This window comes from Streptococcus sp. SM5 (assembly GCF_027497975.1).
In genome coordinates this window covers 17,650-42,842 of sequence record NZ_JAJNSC010000004.1, presented here as the reverse complement: position 1 = coordinate 42,842, position 25,193 = coordinate 17,650, and the positions used below count along the sequence as shown (strand labels likewise).

The window sequence follows — 25,193 nt, the reverse complement described above, 5'->3', positions numbered from 1 at the left end:
TATGTCTCGGCCTCTTAGTGTTTTTAGAATGTTCCGATACGGTCTATTGGCCAGAAACGGAATTTAGCTTCCCCAACAATGTCTTTTGCTTTAAAGGTTCCAACATGACGACTGTCATTGGAGACAAGACGATTATCCCCAAGTAAAAGATATTCTCCCTCTGGAATAGTAAAGGTAAAACTAGTGTTAAAATTAGCATCTAGAGTGAAGGCTTGAGATTTTTCAGCAATACTTCTAAAATACTCTCCTTTTTTACCATCCCAATTACTACCTGTATAGGTAGATTGAAGCTTATCCTCTTTAAAGCGTTTGAGGTATTCTGCTAGATAAGGCTCTTCTGTTTCTTGATCGTTGATGTAGAGCTTATCATTTTCATAGCGAATTTTGTCTCCTGGTAAACCGATAACACGTTTGACAATATCCTTATTTTCGGCATCTTCGTGGGCAACCACAATATCATAGCGATCTACTGGAAGATGTTTAACAACAAAGAGAATCTCGTTGTCAGCTAAAGTTGGGTCCATTGAGTGTCCTTCAACTCGAACATTACTCCAAAGAAAGACTCGACTAAGACCAATAAGTGCGAGAATGAGGAAAAAACCTCCCCACTCTTTTAAAAATGATTTAAAGAATTTCATGATTTACCTTTCTAGCAGTTTTCTAGCTTTTTCAGTATTTTTAAAATGAAGTTTGGCACAAAAGTTAAGACCTTCTATACCATAGGCTTGTAAAATTTGACTAGCTACCTTATCAGAAGCTGCTCCAGCACCACTTGGAAGTTGATAGCCAAGCTCCTGACTAAGATTTTCTAAGTTTTCAAGAAAAAGGTCACGCGCAATGATAGAACTGACAGCTACAGCCAAGTATTTGCCCTCAGCTTTTTCCTCTAATGTCACTGGATTTGGGAAGTGATTAGCCTCATTTTTCAGATATTTATCATAGTTCTGTGAGCTTGTAAAGGCGTCGATAACAATTTTTTCAGGCTCAACACCTTTTTGAAGAAGGAGAAAAATCGCTTGATTGTGTAAGGCTACCTTAACAGAAACTGCATTGTAGCGTTCGCCAATGATTTCATTATACTTACTTGGCGAAAGAAGGAGTGCTTGATGTTGAATCTTCTCCTTAAGAAGGGGAGCAATCTGACGAATCTTTTGGTCAGTTAGTGTTTTAGAATCTCCAACCCCGAGTTTTCGTAAAAAGTCATGCTGATCTGGTCTTACAAAAGATGCCACTACAGCCAATCCCCCAAAGTAGGAACCATTTCCAACCTCATCTGTCCCAATTAAAGGGAAATCTTGACCACTAATTTCTTGATTGGTTTGGTAACCAAAAAAACTGGCATAATTTTCAGCAGATTCTCCCTGAAAGAGAATCTTTCCAGAAGTATAGACAGATATACTAGCCTCGGGAAGCTTAAAGAAGTAACGTATATAAGGGTTTTTACTAGGAATCAGAGAACTTTGATAGTGTGTTACAAAATTCTGAATTTCCTCTTCACTTGGTGTTAGTGTTATACTTGCCATAGTCTCTATTGTACCATAAAAGCAGGAGAATTGGTAAAAACTGACAAACTAAGTGAAATTTGGTATAATATCGTGAGGTGAATTTTATGGCAAATATAAATCGATATAAATTTACATTTGGTAAAAAGACATTAACTCTAACGACAGAGCATGATAACCTCTTTATGGAGGAAGTAGCAAAGGTTGCTACAGAAAAATATGAAGCAATTAAAGAGCAAATGCCTGGAGCTGATGATGAGACTCTAGCTATTTTATTAGCAATCAATTGTTTATCAACACAGTTGAGTCGTGAGATTGAATTTGATGATAAGGAGCAGCAATTAGAAGCACTTAGATATCAAGTTGTTGCGGCTAAACAAGAACAAAGTAAGATTGAGGATCCCTTATGATTTCGTTTCTTCTCTTATTAATTCTTGCTTGGAGTTTTTATATCGGCTATCGCAGAGGCTTGGTCCTACAAGTTTATTATCTTGTGGCAACGATTGTCTCAGCTTATTTTGCTGGCAATTCTTACCAGTCTCTAGGGGAAAAATTTCACTTGTTAATTCCCTATGCTAATCCTAAGGAAGGAACTGGTACTTTCTTCTTCCCATCGGATCAGCTCTTTCAATTGGACAAAGTCTTTTATGCAGGTATCGGTTATTTGCTAGCTTTTGCGATTTTCTATAGTATCGGTCGTTTACTTGGTCTCTTTGTAAATCTAATACCAACAGAAAAGATTGATGGCAAATACTTCCGTATTGGAGCAGGAGTTCTATCGGTTGGAGTGACCTTGTTTGTACTCCAGATGATATTGACCATTCTTGCAACAGTTCCTTTGGAAGTCGTTCAAAATTCACTCGAAAAAAGTTTAGTAGCTAAACATATGATTCAAAGTATTCCAATTACTACTGACTTTATTAAACAAATCTGGGTAACCAAATTAATCGGATAAAAAGGGCGGGAAATTTTCCTAGCCTTTTGTTTACAATTCCATGAGCTTAATAGTCACTGTAATGAGAAAATCCAACTCTTGCTGACCGTTCTATTTGCTCGTCTATTAAGGAAAGAACATGAATACAAAAATACTAGAAACACTAGAATTTAACAAGGTCAAGGCTCTATTTGAACCTCATATTTTGACGGAACAAGGACTAGAGCAGTTAAAAGAGCTAGTCCCAACAGATAAGGCTGATAAAATTAGACAGGCATTTGCAGAGATGAAGGAGATGCAAGAACTCTTTGTTGAGCATCCGCACTTTAGCATTCTGACTACAAAAGCAATTGCCTCAACTTGCAAGCGTTTGGAGATGGGAGCAGACCTCAACATCGAGGAATTTCTTCTGCTCAAACGCGTCCTCTTAGCTAGTCGTGAATTAAAAAGTTTTTATGAAAATCTTGAAAATGTACGCTTAGACCACCTGGCAAGTTGGTTTGAGAAACTTCATGATTTCCCGCATTTACAGGGCAATCTCCAAGCCATCAATGAAGCAGGATTTATTGAGAATTTTGCTAGTGAAGAACTAGCACGAATCCGTCGTAAAATCCATGATAGCGAGAGCCAAGTTCGTGACGTCTTGCAAGACCTTCTCAAACAAAAGGCTCAGATGTTGACTGAAGGTATCATTGCTAGTCGAAATGGAAGACAAGTTCTTCCTGTCAAAAACACCTATCGCAACAAGATTGCTGGTGTGGTACATGATATTTCTGCCAGTGGTAATACTGTCTATATCGAACCGCGTGAAGTGGTCAAGCTGAGTGAGGAAATTGCTAGTCTTCGTGCAGATGAACGCTATGAGATGATGCGCATTCTTCAGGAACTCTCTGAGCGTGTGAGACCGCATGCAGCTGAAATTGCAAATGATGCCTGGATTATTGGGCATTTAGACTTGATTCGTGCTAAGGTCCGCTTTATCCAAGAGACAGGAGCAGTAGTTCCTCAAGTCTCTGAGGGACAGGAGATTCAACTTCTCCATGTTCGTCATCCCTTGGTGAAAAATGCTGTTGCTAATGATGTACACTTTGGTAAGAATCTAACAGCCATCGTCATCACTGGTCCCAATACGGGTGGTAAGACCATTATGCTCAAAACCTTGGGTTTGACGCAATTGATGGCTCAGTCAGGTTTGCCAATTTTGGCCGATAAGGGCAGTCGTGTGGGGATTTTCGAGGAAGTTTTTGCGGATATCGGAGATGAACAATCCATTGAGCAAAGTCTCTCAACTTTCTCTAGTCATATGACTAATATCGTTGATATTCTTGGTAAGGTCAACCAAAACTCGCTTTTGCTACTGGATGAGCTTGGAGCAGGTACAGATCCCCAAGAAGGGGCTGCTCTTGCCATGTCTATCCTAGAAGACTTGCGTTTGCGTCAGGTCAAGACTATGGCAACCACTCACTATCCTGAACTCAAAGCCTACGGAATTGAAACGGCTTATGTTCAGAATGCCAGCATGGAGTTTGATACAGCTAGCTTGCGCCCAACCTATCGCTTTATGCAGGGTGTACCTGGTCGAAGCAATGCCTTTGAGATTGCTAAACGTCTAGGATTGTCAGATGTTATCGTAGGTGATGCTAGCAAGCAGATTAATCAAGACAATGATGTCAATCGAATTATTGAGCAGTTGGAAGAGCAGACACTTGAAAGCCGCAAACGTCTTGAGAATATTCGCCAAGTCGAGCAAGAAAACCTCAAGATGAACCGTGCGCTAAAAAAACTCTACAACGAGCTCAATCGTGAGAAGGAAACAGAACTCAATAAGGCGCGTGAGCAAGCTGCGGAGATTGTTGAATTGGCACTCTCTGAGAGTGACGATATCTTAAAAAATCTTCACAGTAAATCTCAACTGAAACCACATGAAATTATCGAAGCCAAGGCTAAGCTCAAGAAGTTAGCCCCTGAAAAAGTTGACCTTTCTAAAAATAAGGTCCTTCAGAAGGCCAAGAAAAAACGAGCTCCAAAAGTTGGAGATGACATCATCGTTTTAAGCTATGGTCAACGGGGTACCTTGACCAATCAACTCAAGGATGGTCGTTGGGAGGCTCAGGTTGGCTTGATTAAGATGACGCTTGAAGAAAAAGAATTTGACTTGGTTCAAGCTCAGCAAGAAGCGCCAGTCAAGAAGAAACAAGTCAACGTCGTCAAACGTGCAGCAGGCAAAGGTCCACAGGCTCGACTAGACCTTCGTGGCAAACGCTACGAGGAAGCTATGGAAGCCTTGGATGCCTTTATCGACCAAGCTCTTCTCAACAATATGGCTCAAGTGGATATCATTCATGGTATCGGTACAGGAGTCATCCGTGAAGGTGTAACTAAGTACCTACAAAGAAACAAGCAGGTCAAGAGCTTTGGCTATGCGCCACAAAATGCAGGTGGTTCTGGAGCGACTATCGTTACCTTTAAAGGCTAACCAAGCTATAGAATGGAATGTCAAAAGAGTACCTATCAAGTGATAAGTACTTTTTTTGATGAATCAATTTCAATCATTATTCTTAGTGACTATTTTAAAAGTGGGAAATCGTTTTATAGCAAAAAATTTGATGAAGGCTTGTCTAGCTGAGGTTTATTTATGCTATACTGATAGTAACGTCATTTTCGGAGGTTGGTATGAAAAAACTCCCCTTAGCCTTTTCAGGTTGCTTATTGGGATTGGCTGGAGCAGGAAATCTCATCTTGGATATTTTTCCGCTTTTATCACAAATCTTTAGTTTGTCAGGCTTGATTTTATGGTTTTATTTTTTGGTGAGCCACCTCAATAACTGGCATGAAAGTAAGCAAGAATTAAAGAAAGCCCCTGTTTTGTCAGGAATGGCAACCTTTCCCATGGCAGGGATGATTTTATCAACGTATTTATTACGAATCTTACCCCCGAACATGAGCATTGTTGCACAGATTCTCTGGTGGTTTGCTTTTCTTCTAGATGTTTACCTCATCTTATACTTTACAAAGAACTATGTCTTGGTTAAACAAAGGGCCAGTGCAACACCAACTTGGACGGTTCTTTATGTAGGAATAGCAGTAGCGAGCTTGACCTACCCAGTGGTGGGTATTATAGGGATTGCCTATGGAGCTTGGATTTTTGGTTTTATCTTAACCCTTTTCCTTTACCCTCTAATTTATCAAGATTTGAGGAAAAATCCATTACCGCTCGCTTTGCTGGGGCAAGAAGGAATCTATTGTGCTCCATTTTCTCTCCTTTTAGCAGCATTAGTGAGAGTAGGAGGATACAGTCTTCCTAGTTGGATTTTACTAGTTATGATCCTTGCATCACAGACCTTCTTTTTCTTTGTCCTTAGTCGCTTGCCAAGGATTTTAAAACAAGGTTTCCAACCAGCCTTCTCAGCCCTAACCTTTCCAACTATCATTACAGCAACTTCATTGAAAATGTCCCAAGGCATTCTGCAGTTTCCGATCCTCAACCTTGTCGTTTGGCTAGAGATTATCATTTGTTTAACAATCCTTGTCTACGTATTAGTAGAATATGTGAGATATTTAAGAAACTAAAAGACCCCTTAGCACGGAGAAGTGAGATGAAGAAAGGTGCAGACCTATAACGGTGTAAGGGATAGCTAGAATAAATAAATACGAATAAAGAGAGTGTGTAAAATGAACCATAAGATTGCAATTTTATCAGACATTCATGGCAACACGACAGCCTTAGCTGGAGTGCTTGAGGACGCTAAAAATTTGGGAGCGACTGAATATTGGCTTTTGGGAGATATTTTTCTTCCTGGGCCGGGAGCAAATGACTTGGTGGCTCTTTTGAAAGACCTTCCCATTACAGCATCTGTTCGAGGAAACTGGGATGATTGTGTGTTAGAGGCTTTAGATGGGCAATATGGTTTAGAGGATCCCCAAGAAATCCAGCTTATGCGATTGACCCAGTATCTGATGGAGCGTCTAAACCCAGAGCATATTGATTGGTTGAGAAATCTACCTATGGTAGCCAAGAAAGAAGTAGAAGGCTTGCGCTTTTCTCTTTCACATAATTTACCTGAGAAAAATTATGGTGGTGATTTGCTGGTTGAAAATGATACCGAAAAATTTGATCAGTTACTTGATGAAACTATTGATGTAGCCGTCTATGGTCATGTCCATAAACAACTTCTACGTTATGGAAGTCAAGGTCAACAAATCATCAATCCAGGTTCGATTGGTATGCCTTATTTTGACTGGCTAGGACTGAAAAATCACCGTGCCCAGTATGCCTTACTTGAGGTTGAAAATGGTGAATTAGTCAATATCCAATTTCGTAAGGTTGTTTATGACTATGAAGCAGAGCTAGAATCAGCCAAGAGCATTGGCCTTCCCTTTATCGAAATGTATGAAGAATTGCGGCGAGAGGACAACTATCAAGGCCATAATAGAGATTTGTTAGCTAGTTTAATTGAAAAGCATGGCTATGTGGAGGATGTGAAGAATTATTTTGATTTTTTGTAAGAGTTGCTTTGATTAACAGATACTAAATAAACGATTGGACTAGCCAATCGTTTTTAATATATCTTATTGTAATTGAGATTGATCTGGTAGGTAAGAGCCACCGAGATAGGTTTTGCTGAGTTTTTCAAGGGTTCCATTTTGGTAGAGTTCTTTGAGAACCTTGTCAAATTGTTCTTTAAATTCTTTTTGGTCGCTTGAGAAGATGATGTAGTTGTTTGGATTGTCATTGCTCTCCAAGTCGACTACGTTCAAGTCTAATCCTCGGTCTTGGACAATTTTTTGAACAGAGATTTTATCAAAGATTAGGAAATCAAACTCACCATTAGCGAGGTCAGTCAGGCGCTTAGCCACATCCTCACCAGAGTATTGTATAGTTGCAGGATTGTCGGAGTGACTTTGGTTCCAGTCTGTAACAACCTTGGCAGTAGAAGTTCCAGTGTCATCCTGAGTAGTTTTACCAGCGATATCTTGCAGAGAAGTAAGGGCCTTGTCTTTTCTGCTCACGAGAACCAAAGGATTTTTAGCAATAGGTAGGGAGTAAAGATATTTGTCGGCTCTCTCTTTGGTGTAGCTCAAGTTGTTGGCAGCAGCTTGGTAACGGCCAGCGTCCAATCCAGGGAAGATACTTTCCCAAGCTGTTTTTTGAAATTCAATCTTGTATTGATCCAATTTTTCATCGACTGCTTTTAAAACTTCAACATCATATCCAGTTAGGCTTCCATCTTTTTCAAAGTCAAAAGGTGGGATGTCTCCAGCAGTTGCTACGACAATGGTTTTAGGACTAGCAGTGGAAGTAGAAGTACTTTCTTGTTTAGATTGTCCACAGGCAACCAACAAGGGACTAATAGCAAATAATAAGAATAATTTTTTCATGAGAGTCTCCTTTACTTCATGATACCTAGCTTACCAGACAATCGATCAAATAGCCAATATATATTTTTTATGGAAGTGATAGAGAATGATTATGTTTTTCCTTATTAGTTTGTAGTATAAAAAAACAAAAATCTAGCATATATTTTTGACGTCAAGGGTATTAAATATTAAAATATAGGTTAGTAAATGGATTTTAAGGAGATGACTATGAAAAAAATCGTCACTATTGGACTAGCAGTTTTAATGGTTCCAACTTTGGTAGCTTGTTCTAAGAATAAACAATCAGAGACTGCTAGTAATGAGTCAACCACAGTAGTAACAACAATAGATTCATCAACAACTGAGATTACGCAAACTCAAACTTCTGAATTTTCGATTTTAACTGATGAAGAAATTAATAAGGCCAAGAAAATTGGTGAAATGAAGCAGCTCATGCCTAGACTGAACGAAATCGCCTATAAAATTTCGGATATAAGAATAGCTTCTCTACCAGAAGAGCAGCAAGAGTTTGAGAGGTCGAAAGCTAAATTAGAAGCTATACAATTAGAAGCTGCAACAAAAAAGTACAATGAACATTTATCAACTTATGGACCTGATGATACATTTATGCCAGAACCAAATCGTACGTACTTACTTAAAGAAGTAATTTATTATCGTGACATCATAAAGAATCTGGCTCATAAATTTGGTCTGGACCAATAAAATATCTATAAAGTAGGCGCTGCATCGCCTGCTTTTTTTGGAAAATGATTTTTTAGAATAGAGTAGATTAAGAATCAGTCGTAGTTTAATGGCTGATAGATATTTGATACTCTGAATAATGAAAAATCTCTGCAAGCTCTTTCAGAATGTGGTAAAATGGAAGCAGTAGAAATAGAAAAGGAAATCAATTATGAAATTTCTTGAGTTAAATAAAAAACGTCATACAACAAAGCAATTTATTGATAAGCCTGTAGATCCTAAAGATGTTCGTACAGCAATTGAGATTGCTACTTTAGCACCAAGTGCTCACAATATCCAACCTTGGAAATTTGTCGTCGTTCGTGAGAAAAATAAAGAACTAGCCAAATTGGCTTATGGTACGAACTTTGACCAAGTTTCAGAAGCGCCCGTAACGATCGTCTTATTTTCTGATACAGATTTGCCAAAACGTGCGCGTAAGATTGCACGCATTGGAGGAGCAAAGAATTTTTCTGAAGAGCAACTTCAATACTTCTTGAAAAATCTCCCAGCTGAGTATACTCGATACAATGAACAGCAAATCAGTGACTACCTAGCCCTCAATGCAGGTCTCGTTGCTATGAACCTTGTCTTGGCGCTTACAGACCAAGGAATTGGTTCAAATATTATTCTTGGTTTTGACAAATCAAAAGTTAATGAAGTTTTAGACATTGATGCACGTTTTCGCCCAGAACTTTTGATTACAGTAGGTTACACAGACAAAAAACTAGAACCAAGCTATCGCTTGCCAGTTGATGAAATTATCGAAAAAAGATAGGAAGAAAATATGACAACAATTGATTTTACAGCAGAAGTAGAAAAACGCAAAGAAGATCTTTTGGCTGACTTGTTCAGTCTTTTGGAAATCAACTCAGAACGTGACGATAGCAAGGCTGATGCGCAACATCCTTTTGGACCAGGGCCAGTGAAAGCTTTGGAAAAATTCCTTGAAATTGCAGACCGTGATGGCTATCCAACAAAAAATGTCGATAACTATGCAGGACATTTCGAGTTTGGTCAAGGAGAAGAAGTTCTTGGAATCTTTGCCCACATGGACGTGGTGCCAGCTGGTAGCGGCTGGGATACCGATCCTTACACTCCAACTATCAAGGATGGTCGCCTCTATGCGCGTGGTGCTTCAGATGACAAGGGTCCTACAACGGCTTGTTACTATGGTTTGAAAATCATTAAAGAGCTTGGCCTTCCAACTTCTAAAAAAGTTCGCTTTATTGTCGGAACTGATGAAGAATCAGGCTGGGCTGATATGGACTACTATTTTGCCCACGTAGGACTAGCAAAACCAGACTTTGGTTTCTCTCCAGATGCTGAATTCCCTATCATCAATGGTGAAAAAGGGAATATCACAGAATATCTCCACTTTGCCGGTGAAAATACTGGTGCAGCTCGTCTTCACAGCTTTACTGGTGGCTTACGTGAAAATATGGTTCCTGAATCAGCAACGGCTGTTGTTTCAGGTGACTTGGCTGATTTGCAAGCTAAGCTAGACGACTTCGTTGCAGAACACAAGCTTAGAGGAGAAATCCAAGAAGAGAACGGCAAGTACAAGGTTACGATTATCGGTAAATCTGCCCATGGTGCTATGCCAGCGTCAGGTGTCAACGGTGCGACTTATCTTGCCCTCTTCCTCAGCCAATTTGCCTTTGAAGGTCCTGCAAAGGACTATCTTGACATTGCCGGTAAGATTCTCTTGAATGACCATGAAGGCAAGAACTTGAAGGTTGCTCATGTGGATGAAAAGATGGGTGCCCTTTCTATGAATGCTGGGGTCTTCCGCTTTGACCAAGCAAGTGCTGATAATACTATTGCCCTTAACTTCCGTTATCCAAAAGGAACAAGCCCAGAGCAGATCAAGTCAGTTCTTGAAAGCTTGCCAGTTGTATCAGTTAGCTTGTCTGAACATGGTCACACACCTCACTATGTTCCAATGGAAGATCCACTTGTTCAAACTTTGTTGAATGTTTACGAAAAACAAACAGATCTTCAAGGTCACGAACAAGTCATCGGTGGTGGAACATTTGGCCGTCTCTTGGAGCGTGGTGTAGCCTATGGTGCTATGTTCCCAGATTCTATCGATACCATGCACCAAGCCAATGAATTTATCGCCTTGGACGATCTTTTCCGTGCAGCAGCCATCTACGCTGAAGCTATCTATGAATTGATCAAATAATCATTTAGAAGTCTGAGATTCACTCTTAGACTTCTTTTTGAAATTGCTAGAGAAAGAGAAGAATCCATGTCAGAAATTCAAAAAATCAAACAAGCTATTATGGAAGATCCACAAAACCAAAGCTATACAGAGCAGGGGATAGAGCCTCTATTTGCAGCACCACAAACAGCTCGCATCAATATCATCGGTCAAGCACCTGGTCTCAAAACCCAAGAAGCAGGACTCTACTGGAAGGATAAAAGTGGCGACCGCTTGCGAGAGTGGTTGGGTGTAGATGAAGACACTTTTTATAATTCAGGTTACTTTGCAGTCATGCCCATGGACTTCTATTTTCCGGGGCATGGGAAATCTGGTGACCTACCACCTCGCTCAGGTTTTGCAGAAAAGTGGCATCCAAAACTTTTGAAGGAGTTGCCAGATATTCAATTAACGCTCTTGATAGGACAGTATGCTCAGGCCTATTATTTAAATGAGAAAGTTAGTGGTAAAGTAACAGAGCGGGTTTGTCACTATCAGGATTATTTACCAGAATTTTTTCCTCTGGTACACCCATCCCCACGAAATCAAATCTGGATGAAAAAAAATCCTTGGTTTGAAGCAGATGTTTTGCCTGATTTGAAAAAGAGAGTAAAGAAAATAATTGGAGAATAGAGATGAAAGAAATCGCTTTTGAGGATTTTTACAAACTGTGTCAGAATGGCTGTTCGACCATTATTGATGTGAGAGAAGAAGCAGAGTTTCATCAGGTGCATATTGAAAGTGCTCAAAACCTTCCCTTGAGTTCTTTGGCTGACACCTATGAGGTCTTGGATAAAAATCAAACCTATTATGTCATTTGTAAGTCTGGTATCCGTTCAGCTCATGCCTGTCAATTTCTAGTAGAAAAGGGTTATGATGTCGTCAATGTTCCAGCTGGTATGGATGCTTTTGAATAAAAAATAAATTCCTTGGAGAAAGGAAATAGAGTCTTTTCTCCAAGGAATTTTTTAAACAAAATAGTTCAGAAAATTGAAAACATTTTAGAATTATTTTATGATAGCCTTTTCTTGCTTTTAATCATGTTATACTAAGAAAGTATTTTATTTTTTATATAAGGAGAGTTTATGGCTAAAAAAGGTGCTTTAACAGGGTTACTCCTATTTGGAATATTTTTTGGTGCGGGTAACTTAATTTTCCCCCCTACCCTAGGTGCTCAATCTGGGGAACAATTTCTCCCTGCCATCGCAGGTTTTGTATTTTCGGGTGTTGGGATTGCCGTTTTAACCTTAATCATTGGTACTTTGAATCCAAAGGGTTATATCTATGAAATCTCTAAAAAGATTTCGCCTTTGTTTGCGACGATTTATCTGGCAGCCTTGTACTTATCGATTGGTCCATTCTTTGCCATTCCACGTACAGCGACAACATCTTATGCAGTCGGGATTAGTCCCCTCTTGGCTGAAGCAGATAAGGGATTAGGTTTGATTGTCTTCACACTTATCTACTTTGTTGCAGCATATTTAATCGCACTCAATCCTTCAAAGATTTTGGATCGTATTGGTCGTATCTTGACTCCAGTATTTGCTCTTTTAATTATCATCCTGGTAATTCTAGGTGCCTTCAAATATGGAGCCAATGCACCACAAACGGCTACTGAAGCTTATCAAATTTCAGCCTTTGGTGCAGGGTTCTTAGAAGGTTACAATACTCTTGATGCTCTTGCCTCAGTTGCCTTTAGTGTAATTGCGGTTCAAACCTTGAAACAACTTGGATTTTCAAGCAAAAAAGAGTATATTTCAACTATTTGGGTAGTCGGTATTGTCGTAGCACTCGGATTTAGTGCTTTGTACATCGGATTAGGTTTCCTTGGAAATCACTTCCCAGTAACAGAAGAAGCGATGAAGGGTGGAACCCCAGGGGTTTATATCCTGTCACAAGCGACTCAAGAAATCTTTGGTTCGACTGCTCAACTATTCCTTGCAGCTATGGTAACCGTTACTTGCTTTACAACGACTGTTGGGTTGATTGTATCGACTGCCGAGTTCTTTAATGGGCGATTCCCGCAGATTGACTACAAGATTTATGCGACTGTATTTACTTTGATTGGATTTGCTATTGCCAACCTTGGTCTTGATGCAATCATCAAATACTCAGTTCCTGTTCTTGTAATCCTCTATCCAATTACTATTACCATTGTCATGATTGTGATTGTTAACAAATTTGTACCACTTTCAAAACCAGGGATGCAATTGACGATGGGTCTTGTTACAGCTATTGCCGTAACTAGCGTATTAGCAAGTTCGTTTGAGATTGCAACTCTTACAAATCTGATCAATTCTTTACCATTTGCCAATGCTTCACTGCCTTGGTTGGTTCCAGCGATTATCGGTATCTTACTTTCTCTTGTTCTTCCAAACAAACAAGAAAGTGAAGCATTTGAAATGGAATAATAAAAAACCTTGGCTTATGCCAAGGTTTTTTATTATTGAAAATGATCTTAGTTAGTTTTTTCAGTATATCCAAGATCTTTTAACATTTTCTCAGAGGCGCTAAAGCTAACACTGTCACCAATACCAGAGTATTCATCTGGTAAGGCTTTTTTAAGTTCATCAAGACTTGCAACTGTGAAGTCAATTTCAGTATGTTGAACGACTTTTCCATCTTTAATCTCAATGCTATGGGTAACACCTTTAAGACCTTCATAACCTTTATAAGCTTCTTCAACGGATGTTTTGAGTTTTTCTGCAGTAGTACCGATAGCTTCTGGGTCATAGACATTATGTCCGGAATGTTTCAACACGTTATCTCCATCTACAGTATAGGTTAAAGTAGAATTAAGATCACTATGAGTATCATTTACAAAGGTCACAGTTTTTACTTCAGATTTGTTTTCTGTAGTTTGTTGGCTAGTAGAGTCTACCTGTGTAGTTTCACTTTTTGCTGAGCTAGTTGATGAAGATGATGATTGTTTTGAACATCCCAACAAGATAGCTAATGGTAAAGCTACACAAAGAGTCATTATAAAATATTTGTTCATGTCTTTTCCTTTCATAATTAAGAACTAACTTCATTATATCACAGCTTAATTTTGCAATCAAATTATCTAAGTTTTTCATTTTTGCTCAACCTAAAAAGGGAAAAGTGATATAATATTAGGAAGAGGTGAAGAAATGAATCAAACTGTAGAATATATTAAAGAACTAACTGCTATCGCATCACCAACTGGTTTTACACGTGAGATTACGAATTATTTAGTTGAGACTCTTGAAAAACTAGGTTATCAACCAATCCGTACTGCCAAAGGTGGTGTCAACGTTACTGTTAAAGGTAAAAATGATGACAAACAGCGTTATGTAACTGCCCATGTGGATACCTTGGGGGCTATCGTTCGCGCTGTTAAGCCAGACGGTCGTCTCAAAATGGACCGTATTGGTGGCTACCCTTGGAACATGATTGAAGGCGAAAACTGTACGGTCCATGTGGCCAGTACAGGTAAGACTGTTTCAGGTACTATTTTGATCCACCAGACTTCTTGTCATGTATACAAGGACGCTGGCACTGCTGAACGCACGCAGGACAATATGGAAGTGCGTTTGGATGAGAAAGTGACCAATGAAAAAGAAACACGCGCACTTGGTATTGAGGTTGGTGATTTTATCAGCTTTGATCCCCGAACTGTCGTGACAGAGACAGGCTTTATCAAGTCTCGTCATTTGGATGATAAAGTCAGTGCGGCTATTCTTCTCAATCTGCTCAAAGTCTACAAAGAAGAAGGAATTGAACTTCCAGTTACTACGCATTTTGCCTTCTCGGTCTTTGAAGAAGTGGGGCATGGTGCTAACTCAAACATCCCTAGTCAGGTTGTCGAATATCTAGCAGTAGATATGGGAGCAATGGGAGATGACCAGCAGACGGATGAGTACACAGTGTCTATTTGTGTCAAAGATGCTTCAGGCCCTTATCACTATGAATTTCGTCAACATCTGGTTGCCCTAGCAAAAGACCAAGACATCCCGTTTAAATTAGACATCTATCCATTTTACGGTTCAGATGCTTCTGCAGCAATGTCAGCTGGAGCAGAGGTCAAGCACGCTCTTCTAGGAGCTGGTATTGAGTCCAGTCACTCATACGAGCGTACTCACATTGATTCTGTAGTGGCTACTGAGCGTATGGTAGATGCTTATCTCAAGAGTGAGTTGGTGGACTAGGATGTGCCTGATTTGTCAACGAATTGAATGGATTAAGTCAGGGGAAAATCCCTACTTTGTAAAAGAACTGGAAACAGGATATGTTGTGATTGGTGACCACCAGTATTTTGAAGGCTATACTCTCTTCTTAGCCAAGGAACATGTTACAGAATTACATCATCTACATCCAACTGTCAAACTCCGCTTTTTAGAGGAAATGAGTCTGGTTCAGGAAGCTGTCTTTAAGGCTTTTTCTGCTGAAAAGATGAATGTAGAGTTGTTGGGAAATGGAGACGCTCATGTTCACTGGCATATTTTCCCTAGACGAGAGGGTGATATGAAGGGACACGGTCTTAATGGTCGTGGTCCAGTCTGGTGGGTTCCTTGGGAAGAAATGATTGCAGAGGAATATCACGTTAAAGATCGGAGACTGGAAAACTTGATTGCGACATTATCAGAAACTTTAAACCAGATAGTAGAACGAAAGGATTAAAGATGAAGAAAAGATATCTTATTTTGTCAGGCTTATTAGTTTTAAGTTTGGCAGCTTGTTCGCAAGAAAAAACAGCAAATTCAGAAACGACTGCTGCAATTGAAGAAAAAACAATCCAAGAAGGCACAGTCGGAAGTAAGTCTCAGGAAGCTAGTCAGAAGAAGGCAGAAGTAGTCAATAAAGGGGGCTACTACAGTATTCAAGGGAAGTACGATGAGATTGTCATCGCTAATAAACACTATCCCTTGTCTAAAGACTATAACCCTGGTGAAAATCCAATAGCTAAAGAGGAGTTATTGAAACTGATTGCTGCTATGAAAGAAGCTGGTTTCCCAATCAGTGACCAATATAGTGGTTTCAGAAGTTATGAAACTCAAACTCAACTTTATCAAAACTATGTAAATCAAGATGGCAAGGCAGCGGCAGATCGCTATTCTGCAAGACCTGGTTATAGTGAACACCAAACTGGTCTTGCTTTTGACCTTATCGGTACAGATGGAGACCTAGTGACAGAAGAAAAAGCAGCCCAATGGCTCTTAGATCATGCTGCAGACTATGGTTTTGTGGTTCGCTATCTCAAAGGTAAGGAAAAAGAAACAGGCTATATGGCTGAGGAATGGCATCTTCGCTACGTCGGAAAAGAAGCCAAAGAAATCGCAGCAAGTGGTCTCAGCTTGGAAGAGTATTACGGCTTTGAAGGTGGGGACTATGTTGATTAGTCGCAAAATATCTTGCAAGAATGCTTGAAATTTGATAAAATGAATAATAATTAAATAGGAATCTGCAAGACTAGTATCTCAGGGAAAGTATATCAGGGAGGAGAGCCGTGACTGAAAGTTCTCTATATGAAAGCTGGGTGAATTCACTTGCCTATGGATTCAGAAATAAAGGTCTGACTTGTCAGATGAAAACGGATGGTACCGCGTGTCAACGCTCCGAGTGGAGTTTTTGGCATGTGGTTTTCTTTTTATCTATGAGAGACTGATGGAGGAATTATGTCAACTATTGAAGAACAATTAAAAGCGCTTCGTGAAGAAACGCTAGCTAGCTTGAAGCAGATTACTGCTGAAAATGAAAAAGAGATGCAAGAATTGCGTGTCTCAGTCCTTGGAAAAAAAGGGTCACTGACTGAAATCCTTAAAGGGATGAAGGACGTATCAGCTAAAATGCGACCAGTTATTGGAAAACACGTAAATGAGGCTCGTGATGTCTTAACAGCTGCTTTTGAAGAAACGGCTAAGCTCTTGGAAGAAAAGAAAGTAGAAGCTCAACTAGCAAGTGAGAGCATCGATGTTACGCTTCCAGGTCGCCCAGTTGCGACTGGTCACCGTCACGTCCTCACACAAACTAGTGAAGAAATCGAAGATATCTTCATCGGAATGGGTTACCAAGTAGTGGATGGATTTGAAGTTGAACAAGACTACTATAACTTTGAACGTATGAACCTTCCAAAGGATCACCCAGCTCGTGATATGCAGGACACTTTCTATATCACAGAAGAAATCTTGCTTCGTACTCACACGTCTCCAGTTCAGGCGCGTGCCATGGATGCCCATGATTTTTCAAAAGGTCCTTTGAAGATGATCTCACCAGGACGTGTATTCCGTCGTGATACGGATGATGCGACCCACAGTCACCAATTCCACCAAATCGAAGGATTGGTTGTCGGGAAGAATATTTCTATGGCGGATCTTCAAGGAACTCTTCAGTTGATTGTGCAAAAGATGTTTGGTGAAGAGCGCCAAATCCGTTTGCGTCCATCTTATTTCCCATTCACAGAGCCTTCTGTTGAGGTTGATGTTTCATGCTTCAAATGTGGAGGAGACGGCTGTAACGTATGTAAGAAAACTGGTTGGATCGAGATTATGGGTGCCGGTATGGTTCACCCACGTGTCCTTGAGATGAGTGGTATCGATGCAACTGTATACTCTGGCTTTGCCTTTGGTCTTGGTCAAGAGCGTGTTGCTATGCTTCGCTACGGAATCAACGATATCCGTGGTTTCTACCAAGGCGATGTCCGCTTCTCAGAACAGTTTAAATAAGATTGAAACCTAAACACAATCCTACAAGTCGTCCTCATTTTTTATAGTGTAGCAATAGGAACGACTGACTCGAAGAAAAAGAAAGGAATTGAAAAGATCTCGCTGATTGGGATCTTATGCTCAGAATTATGTTAGTATCTTATAAATGGTTAAAAGAATTGGTGGACATTGATGTACCATCAGAGGAGTTGGCTGAAAAAATGTCAACCACAGGGATTGAAGTAGAAGGTGTCGAATCACCAGCTGCTGGTCTCTCAAAAATTGTCGTCGGAGAAGTCTTGTCTTGTGAAGATGTACCAGAAACACACTTGCATGTCTGCCAAGTCAATGTAGGTGAAGAAGAAGCCCGTCAAATCGTCTGTGGAGCACCAAATGTGCGCGCAGGCATCAAGGTCATGGTAGCTCTTCCAGGTGCTCGCATCGCGGACAACTACAAGATCAAAAAAGGGAAAATCCGTGGTTTGGAATCTCTCGGAATGATCTGCTCACTTGGTGAGTTGGGAATTTCTGACTCAGTTGTGCCTAAGGAATTTGCAGATGGGATCCAAATCTTGCCTCAAGATGCTGTTCCAGGGGATGAAGTCTTCTCCTACCTAGACTTGGATGATGAAATCATCGAACTTTCTATCACTCCAAACCGTGCAGACGCTCTTTCTATGCGTGGGGTAGCGTATGAAGTAGCAGCGATTTATGACAAGTCAGTTAACTTTAAAGAATTTGCTCTTTCAGAAACAGACCAAGCTGTAGCCGATGCTCTTTCTGTCAGCATTGATACAGACAAGGCGCCTTACTATGCTGCCCGTATCTTGGACAATGTGACGATTGCACCAAGTCCGCAATGGTTGCAAAACCTCCTCATGAACGAAGGCATCCGTCCGATTAATAATGTCGTCGACGTGACCAACTATATCTTGCTTTACTTTGGTCAACCAATGCATGCCTTTGACTTGGATACCTTTGAAGGGACTGACATCCGTGTGCGTGAAGCTCGTGCTGGTGAAAAATTAGTAACCTTGGACGGGGAAGAGCGTGAGTTGGAAACAAATGACCTCGTGATTACAGTTGCTGACAAAGCAGTAGCCCTTGCAGGTGTCATGGGTGGTCAGGCTACAGAAATCTCTGAAAAGTCTAGTCGTGTAGTCCTTGAAGCTGCTGTCTTCAATGGTAAATCGATCCGTAAGACTAGCGGTCGCCTCAACCTTCGTTCAGAATCTTCTTCTCGCTTTGAGAAAGGCATCAACGTGGCAACTGTCAATGAAGCCCTTGATGCGGCAGCAAGCATGATTGCAGAGTTTGCAGGTGCAACCGTTCGTAAAGGTATTGTTTCAGCAGGCAAGCTTGATACTTCTGATGTAGAAGTTTCTTCAACTCTTGCTGATGTCAACCGTGTCCTCGGTACAGAGCTTTCCTACGCAGATATTGAAGATGTCTTCCGTCGCCTTGGTTTTGGCCTTTCTGGAAATGCAGAAAGCTTTACAGTGAGCGTTCCTCGTCGCCGTTGGGATATCACTATCGAAGCGGATCTTTTTGAAGAAATCGCACGTATCTATGGTTATGACCGCTTGCCAACCAGTCTTCCAAAAGACGATGGGACAGCAGGTGAGTTGACTGCGACTCAAAAATTGCGTCGTCAGGTTCGTACCATTGCTGAAGGGGCTGGATTGACAGAAATCATTACCTACGCTCTTACAACTCCTGAAAAAGCCGTTGAATTTACGATTCAGCCAAGCAACTTAACAGAGCTCATGTGGCCAATGACTGTGGACCGTTCAGTTCTCCGCCAAAATATGGTTTCAGGTATCCTTGATACAGTTGCCTACAACGTAGCACGTAAGAATAAAAACTTGGCTCTTTATGAGATTGGAAAAGTCTTCGAGCAAACTGGTAATCCAAAAGAAGAATTGCCAAATGAAATCAACAGCTTTGCCTTTGCCTTGACAGGTTTAGTCGCTGAAAAAGACTTCCAAACAGCAGCAGTTCCAGTTGATTTCTTCTATGCTAAGGGAATCCTTGAAGCCCTCTTTGCTCGTTTGGGTCTTGAAGTGACTTATACAGCAACCTCTGAAATCGCTAGCCTTCACCCAGGACGTACAGCCTTGATCTCTCTCGGTGACCAAGTAGTCGGTTTCCTCGGTCAAGTGCACCCTGTGACGGCTAAGGCTTACGATATTCCAGAGACTTATGTAGCTGAGCTTAACCTTTCAGCTATTGAGGCAGCCCTTCAACCAGTTAGCCCATTTGTGGAAATTACGAAGTTCCCAGCAGTCAGCCGAGATATCGCCCTTCTCCTCAAGGCAGAAGTGACTCACCAAGAAGTGGTTGATGCCATTCAAGCTGCGGGCGTGAAACGTTTGACAGACATCAAACTCTTTGATGTCTTCTCCGGTGAAAAACTGGGTATCGGAATGAAATCAATGGCTTATAGCTTGACCTTCCAAAATCCAGAAGATAGCTTGACAGACGAAGAGGTCACACGCTACATGGAAAAAATCCAAGCATCACTCGAAGAAAAAGTGAATGCAGAAGTGCGTTAACAGATTAAAATCCATCCCTAAGGATGGATTTTTTAGTACAAAAAATCATCAAGTTTTAACTTGATGATTTAATCAACTTGGTGGAGAAATTAAGTCCTATTTAATACTGCTAAAAGCGGGCTAGCCATCCATGTTTTTTGTCATCCAATCAGCTAAGAAGTGGTAAGTATCTTGTCGATTGATCTCGTTTAGAATTTCGTGACGAGCCTCTTCAACTAATCGAAGGCTGACTTTCGAATGTGAAGCCTTTAGGAGTTTTACAAATCTCTCGATACCTTTACCATTTTCGCCCAGAGGGTCTTCTTGTCCTGAAATCACGAGAATTGGGAGTTGGGTTGGAATCTCATCGATCACTTGTTTACTCGCTACTTGGTTAGAAAAGTAAAAAATGGCTTTGTACATGGGAATAGTAGGTATGAATTGACAGAATGGATCCTTCAGATAAGCTTGGTTGGATTCTTCATTTTTTGAGAGCCAATCTACAGATGTTTTCGGATTCTTAATACTTCGATTAAAGCTATCAGTTGATAGATAAGTCAAGAGTTTACTACGGTGTTTATTCCCTTTTATAAGTCGGATGCATTCTGTTAGGATGAGAGCAAACCGAGTTAGAAACTGAGGTTGTTGACCAGTCGCCATGATAATCAAGGCATTGATAGGTGGTTTTCGTTTAGCTACATAATAGCGACACATAAGAGAACCCATAGAATGCCCTAGAAGGACGATTGGAAGTTTTGGATAGCTTTCTTGAATAAAAGAGGTCACTCTTTCAATATCATCGATGAGTTCCTCGGGAGATTCAGGAAAGACTCCGAGTTGACTTGGATTTTGAGCAGTAAAACCATGGCCGAGATGATCATGGCCGATAACAGTAAAACCTTCTTTATTCATGACTAGAGCAAATTCTTCATATCGTTCCACGTACTCTACCATGCCATGTACAAGCTGAAGAACGGCTTTTGGCTGTTCAGCTTCCCAAATGATTAAGTTATTGTTGTTTGGCTCGAGTTTAAGTCTTTTTTTCATATCAAATTCCTTGTCTATGATAATCCTTTTTCTATCATAAATATATCACAAAAAAGTTCGATAAGCTACAAGATGATGAAGATTTCTAGTAACAATTCAGGACATTGTCAACGAATTTATCAAGAAATGAGTACAATATATTTATCACTTAAAAACTGGAGGAATAAGATATTTGGGGAAGAGCAAATAAATTCTCAATCCAGTAAATATCTTTATTTAAAACCAAGATTTAAAAATGTACATAAATCCTTGTAATGCCCAAAAAAAGGAGTATAATGAGTGTAGAAACAATAGGAGGTGGATCATGTTAGAAATCCGCAATCTTGAAAAAAGTTTTGGTCCCAAACAAGTCTTGTTTGGTGTTGACTTTCAAGCTCAACCTGGACGAATTTTAGGTCTAGTTGGAAAAAATGGAGCTGGGAAGACGACCATTTTTCATAGTATATTAAAATTTTTGGATTATCAGGGTGAGATTAGGCTTAATGGGCAAGAAATTGAGCAGGAAACCTATGCTCAGATTGGTTATTTACCTGAAGAACGTAGTCTCATGCCTAAGTTAACAGTTCTAGAGCAGGTTCGTTACCTAGCAATGTTAAAAGGAATGAACGCTAAAGAAGTCAAAGAAAAACTCCCTCAATGGATGGAGAAACTGGAAGTCAAAGGAAAATTGACAGACAAGATTAAGAGTCTCTCAAAAGGAAATCAACAAAAGATTCAACTGATCATTACTTTAATGCATGAACCAGATCTGATCATTCTAGATGAACCTTTTAGTGGCCTAGATCCTGTCAATACCGAACTACTCAAACGCGTTATCTTAAAAGAAAAAGAGCGTGGAGCGATTATCATTTTTTCAGATCATGTCATGACCAATGTCGAAGAGCTATGTGATGATATTCTTATGATTCGCGATGGGCGTGTGGTTCTGCATGGACCAGTTCAAGATGTCCGCAATCAATACGGAAAAACGCGACTCTTCGTTGCAAGTGAAAAGAGTCAGGAAGAATTGGAAAGACTTCCTCATGTCACTCATGCTAGCTTGACCAAGCAGGGGACTTGGAAGCTCATTCTAGATGATGAAAATGTTGGACAGGAGCTCTTTGAGATCTTAACCCAAGGACACTATATTGCGACCTTCGACCAGCAAGCTCCAACAATCGATGAAATCTTTAAACTAGAATCAGGGGTGGAAGTATGAAAAATATGTGGGTAGTTATTAAAGAAACTTATTTGCGACACGTCAAATCTTGGAGTTTCTTTTTCATGGTTATTTCGCCTTTCTTGTTCCTTGGACTTTCAGGAGGTATCGGGTATCTGCAAGGGTCTTCTTTGGCTCAAAATAATAAGATTGCAGTGATTAGTTCGGTTTCAGCAGTGACGGAAGGATTAAAGGGGACCAATGGAATCAACTTTGATTATAAGGATGAAGCCAGTGCTCAGGCAGCTATCAAAGATGAAGAAATCAAGGGTTATTTGATTATTGATAAGGAGGATAGTGTGCTTAAGGCAACCTATCATGGTGAGACTTCATTAGAAAGTGGTATTAAGTTAGCCGTGACAACTAAGTTGAATGAGCTCCAATACCAACTTAATCGCTCGGAAGCAAATTTGTCTCAGGAACAGGAACAACGTTTGGCACAAACTGTTCAATTTACAGAGCAAATTGATGAAGCCAAAGAGAACAAAAAGATGGTCCAAACCATTGCAGCAGCTGGACTTGGATTCTTCCTTTATATGATTTTAATAACTTATGCCAGTGTCACTGCTCAAGAAGTGGCTAGTGAAAAAGGTACTAAAATCATGGAGGTAGTTTTCTCAAGCATTCGTGCCAGTCATTATTTCTATGCACGTATGATTGCCTTGCTTTTTGTAATATTGACTCATATCGGCATTTACGTTTTTGGTGGACTAGGAGCTATTTTCTTCTTTAAAGATATGCCATTCATGGCTAATTCAGGTGTTCTAAACCATTTGGGAGAAGCCTTTTCGGTCAATACCTTGTTGTTTGTCTTGGTCAGTCTCTTTATGTACGTAGTTTTAGCAGCCTTCCTAGGTTCTATGGTTTCTCGTCCTGAGGATGCAGGTAAGGCCTTGTCGCCTTTGATGCTCTTGATTATAGGAGGGTTCGTTGGAGTAACCGCCCTAGGTGCTTCAGGAGACAATCTGATTTTGAAAATTGGATCCTATATTCCCTTTATTTCTACCTTCTTTATGCCTTTTAGAGCCATTAATGGTTACGCTAATGGTTTAGAATCTTGGATTTCCCTTGGCATAACTGTTATTTTTGCAGTAGTTGGAACAGCCTTTATCGGAAGAATCTATGCTAGTCTAGTCCTTCAAACGGATGATTTAGGCATCTGGAAAACCTTCAAACGAGCTTTAAGCTATAAATAAAGTATCAGACCTGTGAGTGTAGCTTACAGGTCTTTAAAGTAGCTAAAATATTTCACATTAATTTTTTCTAAACCTTTGACTAATAAGGAAAATTATCGTACAATAAAGAGTACATGATAAAATGAGACCAGAGTTTGTTTGCTCTGGTAATAGTAGTAAAATTGAGGAGAAACGCTTTGGAATTAGAAGTATTTGCTGGGCAAGAAAAAAGTGAACTATCTATGATTGAGGTGGCTCGTGCCATCTTGGAACAACGTGGTCGTGATCACGAGATGCATTTTAGCGATTTAGTCAACGAAATCCAAAACTATCTGGGTACCTCTAATAGCGATATTCGTGAAGCTCTACCTTTGTTCTATACAGAGTTGAACTTTGACGGAAGCTTCATCTCTCTCGGAGATAACAAATGGGGACTTCGTTCTTGGTATGGAGTTGACGAAATCGATGAGGAAATCATTGCCCTAGAAGAAAGCGATGATGAAGAAGTGGCACCTAAGGCTAAGAAAAAACGTGTCAATGCCTTTATGGATGGTGATGCAGATGCCATTGATTATAGTGCAGATGATCCAGAAGATGAGGATGCCTACGAAGAAGATCCAGCACTTTCTTATGATGATGAAAATCCAGATGATGAGAAAAACGAAGTAGAAGCTTACGATGCTGAGATTAACGAAATCGCACCAGATGATCTTGGAGAAGATGTCGAACTCGTTGAAGAAGACGACGAAGATGCCGAAGATGCCGAAGATGAAGAAGAATAAAAAATAATGCAGAGCCACAAGAAGGATTCTTGTGGCTTTTTAATTTTTTTCTAATAAGGAAGAATGGAAAAAAAGGAGCATTTTTGATAAGATAGGAATATGGATTTTGAAAAAATTGAACAAGCATATACCTACTTATTAGAGAACATTCAAATCATTCAAAATGATTTGGCAACAAATTTTTACGATGCCTTGATTGAGCAAAATAGCATCTATCTAGATGGGCAAACTAATCTTCAGGTTGTTAAGGATAATAACAAATCTTTAAAGAGATTGGCTCTGAGAAAAGAGGAGTGGCTTAGAACCTATCAATTTCTCTTGATGAAAGCTGCTCAGACAGAACCCCTTCAAGCAAATCATCAGTTTACACCGGATACAGTAGCCCTATTGCTTATTTTTATAATTGAGGAACTATGGCCAGGCCAAGAATTAAATCTGTTAGAATTAGGATCTGGTATGGGGATATTGGGTGCAAGTTTTTTGACCTCGCTGGATAAAAAAGTTGATTATTTAGGAGTCGAAATTGATGATCTTTTAATTGATTTGGCTGCTAGTATTACAGAGGTAATCGGTCTTCCAGCTGTTTATGCTCAGGGGGATGCGGTGAGACCACAAATTTTAAAGGAAAGTGATATCATTGTTAGTGATTTACCTATCGGTTACTACCCAGATGATCAAGTTGCCTCACGTTATGAAGTTGCGGCGTCAGACGAACATACTTACGCTCACCATTTATTGATGGAACAATCGCTTAAGTACCTAAAAAATGGAGGTTTTGCAATTTTTCTAGCTCCAAGCAATCTTCTGTCCAGTCCTCAAAGCGATCTTTTAAAATTGTGGTTGAAAAAGAATGCTCAACTTGTTGCCATGATTACCTTACCAGAAAATCTCTTTAGTCAAGGTAGCAATTCAAAGGCTATTTTTGTTCTGCAAAAGAAAGGCTCAACAGCTGTAGAACCTTTCGTGTATCCACTAAGTAATCTACGTGATTCTCAGGAATTAGCAGACTTTAAAGAAAAGTTTCAAATTTGGAGTCAATATTCATGAAATTTGA

At 40.0% G+C, this 25,193-nt stretch carries 25 protein-coding genes; 20 read left to right on the top strand and 5 right to left on the bottom strand.

Annotated features, from left to right (window positions below; translation table 11 throughout):
- Positions 1-23: 23 nt before the first annotated feature.
- Positions 24-638, bottom strand: a complete 615-nt coding sequence (gene lepB / locus PAN07_RS04055; RefSeq protein ID WP_269797180.1) for a signal peptidase I — start codon at positions 636-638, stop codon at positions 24-26.
- A 3-nt stretch (positions 639-641) separates the two neighbouring features.
- Complete coding sequence (gene rnhC / locus PAN07_RS04050) at positions 642-1,523, bottom strand: ribonuclease HIII (protein WP_269797179.1); 882 nt, start codon at positions 1,521-1,523, stop codon at positions 642-644.
- An 86-nt stretch (positions 1,524-1,609) separates the two neighbouring features.
- On the opposite strand from rnhC, the gene zapA reads away from it, so the two are divergent.
- The 5 genes from zapA (at position 1,610) to PAN07_RS04025 (ending at position 6,942) form a co-directional block, all read left to right on the top strand.
- Positions 1,610-1,912 carry a cell division protein ZapA gene (zapA, locus tag PAN07_RS04045; protein WP_269797178.1) on the top strand — a complete coding sequence of 101 codons (303 nt, stop codon included), beginning with the start codon at positions 1,610-1,612 and terminating at the stop codon, positions 1,910-1,912.
- A complete protein-coding gene (locus tag PAN07_RS04040) occupies positions 1,909-2,457 on the top strand; it encodes a CvpA family protein (RefSeq protein ID WP_269797177.1) in 549 nt (182 codons plus the stop codon). Before zapA ends, PAN07_RS04040 begins: the two co-directional genes overlap by 4 nt.
- 118 nt (positions 2,458-2,575) lie before the next feature.
- Positions 2,576-4,912: an endonuclease MutS2 gene (locus tag PAN07_RS04035; RefSeq protein WP_269797176.1), complete on the top strand. Its 2,337-nt coding sequence runs from the start codon at positions 2,576-2,578 to the stop codon at positions 4,910-4,912.
- Between the two features lie 197 nt (positions 4,913-5,109).
- Complete coding sequence (locus PAN07_RS04030) at positions 5,110-6,006, top strand: TDT family transporter (protein ID WP_269797175.1); 897 nt, start codon at positions 5,110-5,112, stop codon at positions 6,004-6,006.
- 102 nt (positions 6,007-6,108) lie between these two features.
- The gene (locus tag PAN07_RS04025) at positions 6,109-6,942 is read left to right on the top strand and encodes a metallophosphoesterase family protein (protein WP_269797174.1); all 834 of its coding nucleotides are present in this window, start codon (positions 6,109-6,111) and stop codon (positions 6,940-6,942) included.
- A 63-nt stretch (positions 6,943-7,005) separates the two neighbouring features.
- Here the strand turns inward: PAN07_RS04025 and PAN07_RS04020 are convergent, their stop codons facing one another.
- A complete protein-coding gene (locus PAN07_RS04020; RefSeq protein WP_269797173.1) occupies positions 7,006-7,815 on the bottom strand; it encodes an amino acid ABC transporter substrate-binding protein in 810 nt (269 codons plus the stop codon).
- Positions 7,816-8,022: 207 nt separating this feature from the next.
- Here PAN07_RS04020 and PAN07_RS04015 point away from each other — a divergent pair, with 207 nt between their 5' ends.
- The 6 genes from PAN07_RS04015 (at position 8,023) to brnQ (ending at position 13,152) form a co-directional block, all read left to right on the top strand.
- The gene (locus tag PAN07_RS04015) at positions 8,023-8,517 is read left to right on the top strand and encodes a hypothetical protein (protein ID WP_269797172.1); all 495 of its coding nucleotides are present in this window, start codon (positions 8,023-8,025) and stop codon (positions 8,515-8,517) included.
- Between the two features lie 190 nt (positions 8,518-8,707).
- Positions 8,708-9,313, top strand: coding sequence for a nitroreductase family protein (locus PAN07_RS04010; RefSeq protein WP_269797171.1), 606 nt, complete (start codon positions 8,708-8,710; stop codon positions 9,311-9,313).
- 9 nt (positions 9,314-9,322) lie between these two features.
- Entirely contained in the window at positions 9,323-10,723 is a 1,401-nt protein-coding gene (pepV, locus tag PAN07_RS04005; protein ID WP_269797170.1) for a dipeptidase PepV, read from the top strand.
- Positions 10,724-10,789: 66 nt separating this feature from the next.
- Positions 10,790-11,374, top strand: a complete 585-nt coding sequence (locus PAN07_RS04000; RefSeq protein WP_269797169.1) for a uracil-DNA glycosylase family protein — start codon at positions 10,790-10,792, stop codon at positions 11,372-11,374.
- Positions 11,375-11,376: 2 nt separating this feature from the next.
- Entirely contained in the window at positions 11,377-11,658 is a 282-nt protein-coding gene (locus PAN07_RS03995) for a rhodanese-like domain-containing protein (RefSeq protein ID WP_269797168.1), read from the top strand.
- 168 nt (positions 11,659-11,826) lie between these two features.
- On the top strand, positions 11,827-13,152 hold the full coding sequence (gene brnQ, locus PAN07_RS03990) for a branched-chain amino acid transport system II carrier protein (RefSeq protein WP_269797167.1): 1,326 nt from the start codon (positions 11,827-11,829) through the stop codon (positions 13,150-13,152).
- 47 nt (positions 13,153-13,199) lie between these two features.
- Here brnQ and PAN07_RS03985 read toward each other — a convergent pair whose 3' ends face one another.
- Entirely contained in the window at positions 13,200-13,739 is a 540-nt protein-coding gene (locus PAN07_RS03985; protein ID WP_269797166.1) for a DUF1307 domain-containing protein, read from the bottom strand.
- A 133-nt stretch (positions 13,740-13,872) separates the two neighbouring features.
- Between PAN07_RS03985 and PAN07_RS03980 the strand changes: the two genes are divergently transcribed.
- From PAN07_RS03980 to pheT, 5 genes are all read left to right on the top strand, one after another.
- On the top strand, positions 13,873-14,910 hold the full coding sequence (locus tag PAN07_RS03980; RefSeq protein WP_269797165.1) for a M42 family metallopeptidase: 1,038 nt from the start codon (positions 13,873-13,875) through the stop codon (positions 14,908-14,910).
- A 1-nt stretch (position 14,911) separates the two neighbouring features.
- Entirely contained in the window at positions 14,912-15,382 is a 471-nt protein-coding gene (locus PAN07_RS03975) for an HIT family protein (RefSeq protein ID WP_269797164.1), read from the top strand.
- Between the two features lie 2 nt (positions 15,383-15,384).
- Positions 15,385-16,101, top strand: a complete 717-nt coding sequence (gene ldcB / locus PAN07_RS03970) for an LD-carboxypeptidase LdcB/DacB (RefSeq protein WP_269797163.1) — start codon at positions 15,385-15,387, stop codon at positions 16,099-16,101.
- Between the two features lie 276 nt (positions 16,102-16,377).
- Entirely contained in the window at positions 16,378-17,424 is a 1,047-nt protein-coding gene (gene pheS, locus PAN07_RS03965; protein ID WP_269797162.1) for a phenylalanine--tRNA ligase subunit alpha, read from the top strand.
- Between the two features lie 128 nt (positions 17,425-17,552).
- A complete protein-coding gene (gene pheT, locus PAN07_RS03960; RefSeq protein WP_269797161.1) occupies positions 17,553-19,958 on the top strand; it encodes a phenylalanine--tRNA ligase subunit beta in 2,406 nt (801 codons plus the stop codon).
- A 120-nt stretch (positions 19,959-20,078) separates the two neighbouring features.
- Here pheT and PAN07_RS03955 read toward each other — a convergent pair whose 3' ends face one another.
- Positions 20,079-20,984 (bottom strand): alpha/beta hydrolase, encoded by a 906-nt coding sequence (locus PAN07_RS03955; RefSeq protein WP_269797160.1) that lies wholly within the window; start codon positions 20,982-20,984, stop codon positions 20,079-20,081.
- 304 nt (positions 20,985-21,288) lie between these two features.
- On the opposite strand from PAN07_RS03955, the gene PAN07_RS03950 reads away from it, so the two are divergent.
- The 4 genes from PAN07_RS03950 to PAN07_RS03935 all read left to right on the top strand — a co-directional run bounded on the left by PAN07_RS03950 (position 21,289) and on the right by PAN07_RS03935 (position 25,186).
- Complete coding sequence (locus tag PAN07_RS03950; RefSeq protein ID WP_269797159.1) at positions 21,289-22,182, top strand: ABC transporter ATP-binding protein; 894 nt, start codon at positions 21,289-21,291, stop codon at positions 22,180-22,182.
- The gene (locus PAN07_RS03945) at positions 22,179-23,378 is read left to right on the top strand and encodes an ABC transporter permease (RefSeq protein ID WP_269797158.1); all 1,200 of its coding nucleotides are present in this window, start codon (positions 22,179-22,181) and stop codon (positions 23,376-23,378) included. Before PAN07_RS03950 ends, PAN07_RS03945 begins: the two co-directional genes overlap by 4 nt.
- A gap of 176 nt (positions 23,379-23,554) precedes the next feature.
- Positions 23,555-24,139, top strand: coding sequence for a DNA-directed RNA polymerase subunit delta (rpoE, locus tag PAN07_RS03940; RefSeq protein WP_346658444.1), 585 nt, complete (start codon positions 23,555-23,557; stop codon positions 24,137-24,139).
- Positions 24,140-24,238: 99 nt separating this feature from the next.
- A complete protein-coding gene (locus tag PAN07_RS03935; RefSeq protein WP_142558066.1) occupies positions 24,239-25,186 on the top strand; it encodes a class I SAM-dependent methyltransferase in 948 nt (315 codons plus the stop codon).
- Positions 25,187-25,193: the final 7 nt, after the last annotated feature.